The 6,122-nt window shown below is 57.3% G+C and carries 5 protein-coding genes; 1 reads left to right on the top strand and 4 read right to left on the bottom strand.

All coding sequences use genetic code 11. From position 1 onward, the window contains the following. Window positions 1–1,303: protein kinase (locus VNX88_01860; protein HWY67375.1), on the bottom strand; the 1,303-nt coding region annotated here is incomplete at its 3' end. A gap of 222 nt (window positions 1,304–1,525) precedes the next feature. On the opposite strand from VNX88_01860, the gene VNX88_01855 reads away from it, so the two are divergent. After that, window positions 1,526–1,960 carry a response regulator gene (locus VNX88_01855; protein ID HWY67374.1) on the top strand — a complete coding sequence of 145 codons (435 nt, stop codon included), beginning with the start codon at window positions 1,526–1,528 and terminating at the stop codon, window positions 1,958–1,960. Between the two features lie 87 nt (window positions 1,961–2,047). On the opposite strand, the gene VNX88_01850 is transcribed toward VNX88_01855, so the two are convergent. The 3 genes from VNX88_01850 to VNX88_01840 all read right to left on the bottom strand — a co-directional run. After that, window positions 2,048–3,409 (bottom strand): TolC family protein, encoded by a 1,362-nt coding sequence (locus VNX88_01850; GenBank protein ID HWY67373.1) that lies wholly within the window; start codon window positions 3,407–3,409, stop codon window positions 2,048–2,050. After that, on the bottom strand, window positions 3,406–5,079 hold the full coding sequence (locus VNX88_01845; GenBank protein HWY67372.1) for an MFS transporter: 1,674 nt from the start codon (window positions 5,077–5,079) through the stop codon (window positions 3,406–3,408). Before VNX88_01845 ends, VNX88_01850 begins: the two co-directional genes overlap by 4 nt. 10 nt (window positions 5,080–5,089) lie before the next feature. Next, on the bottom strand, window positions 5,090–6,122 hold a 1,033-nt coding region (locus VNX88_01840), incomplete at its 5' end, for an HlyD family secretion protein (GenBank protein HWY67371.1).

Genomic DNA, 6,122 nt, shown 5'->3' with positions numbered 1-6,122 from the left:
GCGTGATCCGCACGAGATCACTCTTCAATTCAGTCGCTGACCGGTAACGTCGATTGCGGTCCTTCTCGAGGGTCTTTGCCAGCACGAGATCGACGCTGCGTGGCAGGACCGGATTCTGGGACCTGGCCGAGACGGGAGGCTGATGCAGGATAGCCTCGTGAACATCCACGAGAGTTTGCCCTGTGAATGCCCGCTGTCCGCAAGCCATCTCATAAACCACTATTCCGAACGAGAACAGATCACTTCGGGTATCGAGTTCTTCATTGCGTACCTGCTCCGGCGACATGTATCCTGCCGTCCCCGCGGTAGTTCCTGTGCGGGTAAGGGCCTTCTTCAGACTTTCGGTCGAAAGAGTCTTCGATACTGGAGTACCCGCTACCTCCGCACCCTCGCTCTCCAGTGGCCAATCGCTGCCGGCCAACTTCGCCAATCCGAAATCCAGTATTTTTACAGTGCCAGACTTGCACAGGAAGATATTGGCCGGCTTGATGTCGCGGTGAATGATTCCTTTGTCATGCGCGGCCTGCAAGCCATCGCAGATTTGGGCCGAAATCTCTAACAGTTCACGTAGTGGTAGCGGTTTTTGCTTCGAGGCAGACAAGTAATCACGCAGGTTGTCTCCTTGAAGAAGCTCCATGGCAATGAACGGCTGTCCCTCATGCTCTTCAATTTCGTAGATGGTGCAGATATTGGGATGGTTCAGTGCCGAGGCGGTTTGGGCTTCACGCTCAAAGCGCTTGAGGGCAACCGCATCACCGGCGAACTCTTCTGGCAAAAACTTCAACGCTACCAGCCGACCCAGTTTGAGATCCTCCGCTTTGAAAACCATTCCCATACCACCACCCCCGATGACATCGAGTACGCGGTAATGCGAAACCTTCTTCCCAGTAAGCGAGCTTGCTTGCAGGGGCGCCTCCGCGGTGACCTCTCCGGGCGCGGTTCCTAGCGCTGACTCCAGGTATTCGATGGTCGGCATCAATCGATAGCCACGCCGCGCCAAGGTCTCGATATACCGAGGGTTGTCCGCTGAATCCCCCAGGGAACGGCGCAGGGCCTTGATCGTCGCATTGATGCTTTGGTCGAAATCCACAACTGTATCGTTCGGCCACAGCCTTCCCTTGATTTCCTCGCGGGTAACAATCTTGCCCTCACGTTCAAGGAGCATCCGCAAAACCTGAAACACCTGTTCGCGGAGGATAACCTTATTATTAGGACCTGGCGTCGCAGTCGATCGCAGTTCGCCAGTGCTGAGGTCGAGCTCAAAGGCTCCGAACAGAACGCGTCTTGAGGAAAGGGTGTACATGGGAAACCGCACACAAAATACAGAATAAGGAACTGTACCAATGAGACCCGGAATTGTCGAAACCAAGCACCAGAATCAATCAAGGCAGCCCGGCGCACTTCCTTAAGAATCAACAACTTCCTGCTTTCACTCCGATTTCATCGCGACGTCACCGCTACTCCATTTACACCGGTCTCGCCTTTGCCGTAAACAAGTGAGTATAGGCGTGATTGATCAAACGATATTGGATTCGCGGCATGCAAGGGGGGCCCCACGTCCAAGTTAATTGCCATCATCGATGACAACGAGTCGATGCAGGACTCCCTGGGTGACCTAATCGAGTCGGGGGGGTTCGAGGCGCAACGCTTCGGATCAGCAAAAGCCTTCCTCGAATCCGATTTGCATTCCAGGGCCGCGTGCTTGATCGTTGACATCCGCATGCCGAAAATGTCGGGGCTGGAGCTGCAGGCCAGGCTGAAACAAGAGGAATGCAACGTTCCCATCATCTTTATTACGGCGTATGACGATGCCGAGATACGGGCTCAAGCCATGAAAGAGGGTGCAGTCGAGTTCCTCGCAAAACCATTCAATCATCAGTTGTTGCTCAAAACGCTGCGAGGCACCCTCGATAGTGAGACGTATGGCGTCGGCTCACCGCGGTTTCCGATTGCGTCCTGAAGCGCTCTTTGTTCTTCATCAAGTCCTCGAGATCGTTTCCCACGCTTGGATACGGCTTACGGCTTCCTCTACGTGACGATAAACGACTTACTCAGGCGCGCTGCCCATCGCATTCAAGAGTTCGTCATGGGCCTGCAAGTAGTTCATCTGTGACTGCAGCAGGAGCGCCTTGGCATCGTATTCCTGAGCCGTTGCGGCATCCGCCTGCGAGTTCAGCGCCGCTCCCCGTACCAGTTCCTGCTGACGCACACGGTTCGACTCGGTGCGGAGAGCCAGCACTTCTTCCGACACCTTTAGCATCAGCTGCGTCCGTTCCAGCTTGTTGTACGCTGTCTCGACTGACAGCTCGACCGCATCCGTCAGCTTCGCCAAGTTCTCCTTCGCTTGGGACAACTGCGCCTGTCGTTCCCGCATTAAGGCCTTCTTGCGACCCGAGTCGAACAGATCGTAGCCGAAGTGGACACCAAAGGTTCCGAAGTTGCGCGCCAGGAAGGGGACATTTTCCTGGTAGCTGTAACGGGCAAAGGCCTCAACATCGGGCACCCAGATATCAGTCTTCGCCAAACGGACCGCGGCGCTCGCTGCTTCCACCTGGGCACGAGCGGCAAGGATCTCCGGTTGTGATGCCTCAGCAGTCGTAACACATTCCTCGCGGCGGCAAGTTTCCTGAAATTCGGGAACACCTGGATCGAGGCCCAGAGCTGTGCTGAGGGGCAGGCCGATCAAGTCGTTGAGTTTCAGTTTCAGATCTGTCAACTGGAAGTCGGTCGTCAGCAGCTCCTGCTTGGCTTGCAACTGCTGGGCACGGCTGTCGATCAGGTTTTCTTCCAGTGAGCTGCCGAACTTTACTTGTTCGACGCGCTCGCTTTGAAGGGCTTCGGAGGCCTTTATTCGCGCCTCGGTGGCGCTACGGTGCGCCTGAGCAATCAGGACCTGGTAGTAGACCTGATGGACTGCGAGCGCTACGTCGTTTCCAGTAAGCTGCGCCTTCGCACGCGACGCTTTTAACTCGGCCTGGGCCAGATCGTTTTCCCGTTTGATCTTGAGCAGACTCGTCAACGGCTGGGTGATCTGGGTTCCGCTGGTAGTAAAGTTCTTGCCGCCCTGGCTGATGATCGCGTCTACAGGCGGAATCCGCGTTCCCGCGGCGATGCCGAGACTGCCGGGCCTGATCTGAATCAACTCTGTGTCGGTCGCATGCATGAAGCTGCTGTCATTCCGGATCGATGGAAAATAGGAACTCTTTGCGACCTGTTTCGCGTGCTTTTTTTCCTCGACCGTGTAGCCGGCGATGCGAATATCGTGGTTGTGCTTGAGCGCTAACTGAACAGCTTCCTGCAGTGTAATCTGGCGCGGCGGAGGGGCCGTATTGCTTATTTCCTGGGCCGCCGCCATGCAGGCGAAAAAGGCCGTCGCTGCTAACACGAATAGTGCCGCATTTGGTTTCATTGATTTGACCTCTTCCCGGCGCCGGGAATCTGTTGCACGGCGCTGAGATCGCCGTAGTTCAGGGGTGACTTGCGCAGCAAAGCGACAAGGATCAAGGCGCAAAAGCAACTCCAGGCGATCAGCAGAAATCCGTCGACCAGGCTCAAGCTGTACGCTTGGAGCCGCAGCCGGGCTGCAATCAGATCGATGGCGCGCGCGCTGGCGGCGGCAATGCCGGAAGATTTGGCGTAGAGGCCCGCCGTCATGGCACGAATGTTCTGATCGGTGATCCAGTTGCCACCGCTGACGTGAAGTCCCAAGAGGTTCGAGTGCAGCTTCTCTCTCTGAGCGATGAAGTGGCCCATGTAAATGGCGCCTACTGTGCCGCCGAATATGCGAACGACGTGAAAGAAGGCCGAAAATGTCAGGACCCACTCAGGTTTGGCCAAAGCCCCCGCGAAGATTGCCTGCAGCACAATGCAGCCGACCAGGCCGATGAACGCAAAAGCTTGCCCGACGCCGACGAGCAATTCCGTGCGGTAGAAGTTCTCCGCCGCCCACACGGTGGTGTATTGCGAGCACAACCAGGCAGCGAACGCCGTACAAGCAAGGCCGATGGCGAAGAGCACTCTGGGGTCATGCTTGCGTAATAGCAGAAGCGCAGCGATAACCGCGATGGGTATAAGGGGAAGAGCGCTCCAGATAATCGCGGGACCAATCTGGTCGGCCTCGAAGCCGCGAACGGCCATCGACTGTGGAATGAGGATGATGGTTGTACAGAGCGTGAAGCGGAACCAGAAGAGCAGGCAGCCAAGCAGGACGGTGTTCCGCTTTAGCAAATAAGGCAGAGCCACGAGGGGATTAGGAGCGCGTAGTCTCCGAACCAGCGAACACAAGAGAAAAAAAGATCCAGACCAGAACCAGGCGTTGAACACGCCGGAGCGCCACCAGTCGAGTCGCTGGCCTTGCTGAAAAGCAGCAAAAATCAGGGCCAATCCCGCGCTGAGGTAAAGGAACCCAATGAAGCTGGGGGCAGAACCGCCTTTCTTGCGCGGTGGCAGCGGCGGAATACCGAAGTAGATGCATATCATCATCACCGGCGCAATTGCCGCCGAATTCCAGAACATCCACTGCCACGATAGGTGGTCTCGGTACCAACCGTAGAGCGAAGGCGCGATATTAACCGCCCCGTCCACAAAGGTCGCGTAAAGGGCGATGGTGAAAGGAAGGTAGCGCAACGGAATGTTGCGAAGGGCGAACGTCAGTGTGAGCGGGTAGAAAGTGCCTGAGGTCAGCCCGGCGACGATCAGCGCAGCAACCAGAAGACTGTAGCTATGGATGAGCGGGAGAAAGAGAGAGGTTGCGGTGAAAAGTCCTGCCGCAAATAGTAGTACGCGCCGCGGCCCCAGCAGCCCTCCGAGGTAGACAGTGAACGGACCGATAAACATGAGCGATGCATTGAAAGCACTGTCGAGCCAGGCGCCATCGTCGAAGCTTATGCCAACGTGCCCCTTCAAATCGGCAAGGCCGAGACTCAGCATCCGGCCGGCAAGGGTGACCAGTCCGGCGCCAGTGACGACTCCCAGAATACCGAGCAAGGGACGCGTCGATACTTCAGACGGCATAGCCGCGGCGGCCGCACGCGCGATCTCTACCGCAGACGGGCGAATTGTGATGGTCGAAGCCGCCATAGATTTCCGGTTATGGTCTGGTGCGAACAGCTGCTACCACAGAAAGTCCCGGACGCAGCCTCGCCGCGACCGCCGGATCGTCCAGCGCGATCTTGACGGGAATTCGCTGCACGACTTTGGTGAAATTGCCCGTGGCGTTGTCGGGCGGCAACAGAGCAAATTGCGATCCGCTGGCGGGCGCGATCTCGACCACTTTGCCGCGAATGAATTGTCCGGGATATTCGTCAATACGTAGTTCGGCAGCGTCCCCAATTTTCACATTGGTCAACTGTGTTTCGCGATAGTTCGCTTCGACCCACTTTGTGAGAGCAACCAAGGAGATGACCTGGGTGCCGGGGGAGACGAGTTGCCCAGGGCGAACTTGCCGTTCGCCCACTGTGCCGTCGGCGGGAGCGTTAATTTTGGTGTAGCCAAGGTTCACCTCAACTGCGACAAGGCTGGCCTGCTTGGCGTGAAGATCGGCCTGAAGTTGGGACTCCCGGGATTCGAGAACGTCTTTGCTGCGTCGCTCGGCCTCGGCAGCGAGTTCACTACTACGCAGCATGGTTTGCGCCTGATTGAGATCGGCGTCACGGCTGGCAAATTGTGCGGAGAGGCTTCCTTCGGCGGCGACAGCGGTCTCGAGGTTCTGCTCGGTCGTCGAGTGAGTCTGATACAACCCTTCCTGGCGTTTACGTTCCGAGCGAGCACGAATCAACTCGGCCTCCACAGCTGCCTTGCCAGCCTCGGCGGCTGCAATCTGTGCCTTTGCCTGATCGATGCCAGCCAGCGCTTTCGCGATGCGCGTATCCTGCAACTGGCGCTGGCGAAGATTCTCCTCAATGCCGGCACGCGCTGCTTCAACTGCCGCTTTGGCCTGATCCACCTGCGCCCGATAGTCATCATCCTGCAGTTCGACGAGCAGGTCGCCCTTATGGACTTGCTGGTAGTCCGCCACGTCGACCGCGCGGACGATGGCTGCCACCTTCGTGCTGAGCGGAGTAAGGTCGCCACGAACGTAAGCATCATCTGTGACCTGTTCGACCTTGCCGCCTTCCCACGCA

It is taken from the genome of Terriglobales bacterium (genome assembly GCA_035567895.1).
Lineage (GTDB): Bacteria > Acidobacteriota > Terriglobia > Terriglobales > Acidobacteriaceae > Gp1-AA112.
The sequence above is the reverse complement of the archived record's forward strand: the minus strand, read 5'-3'. Positions and strand labels throughout refer to the sequence as shown.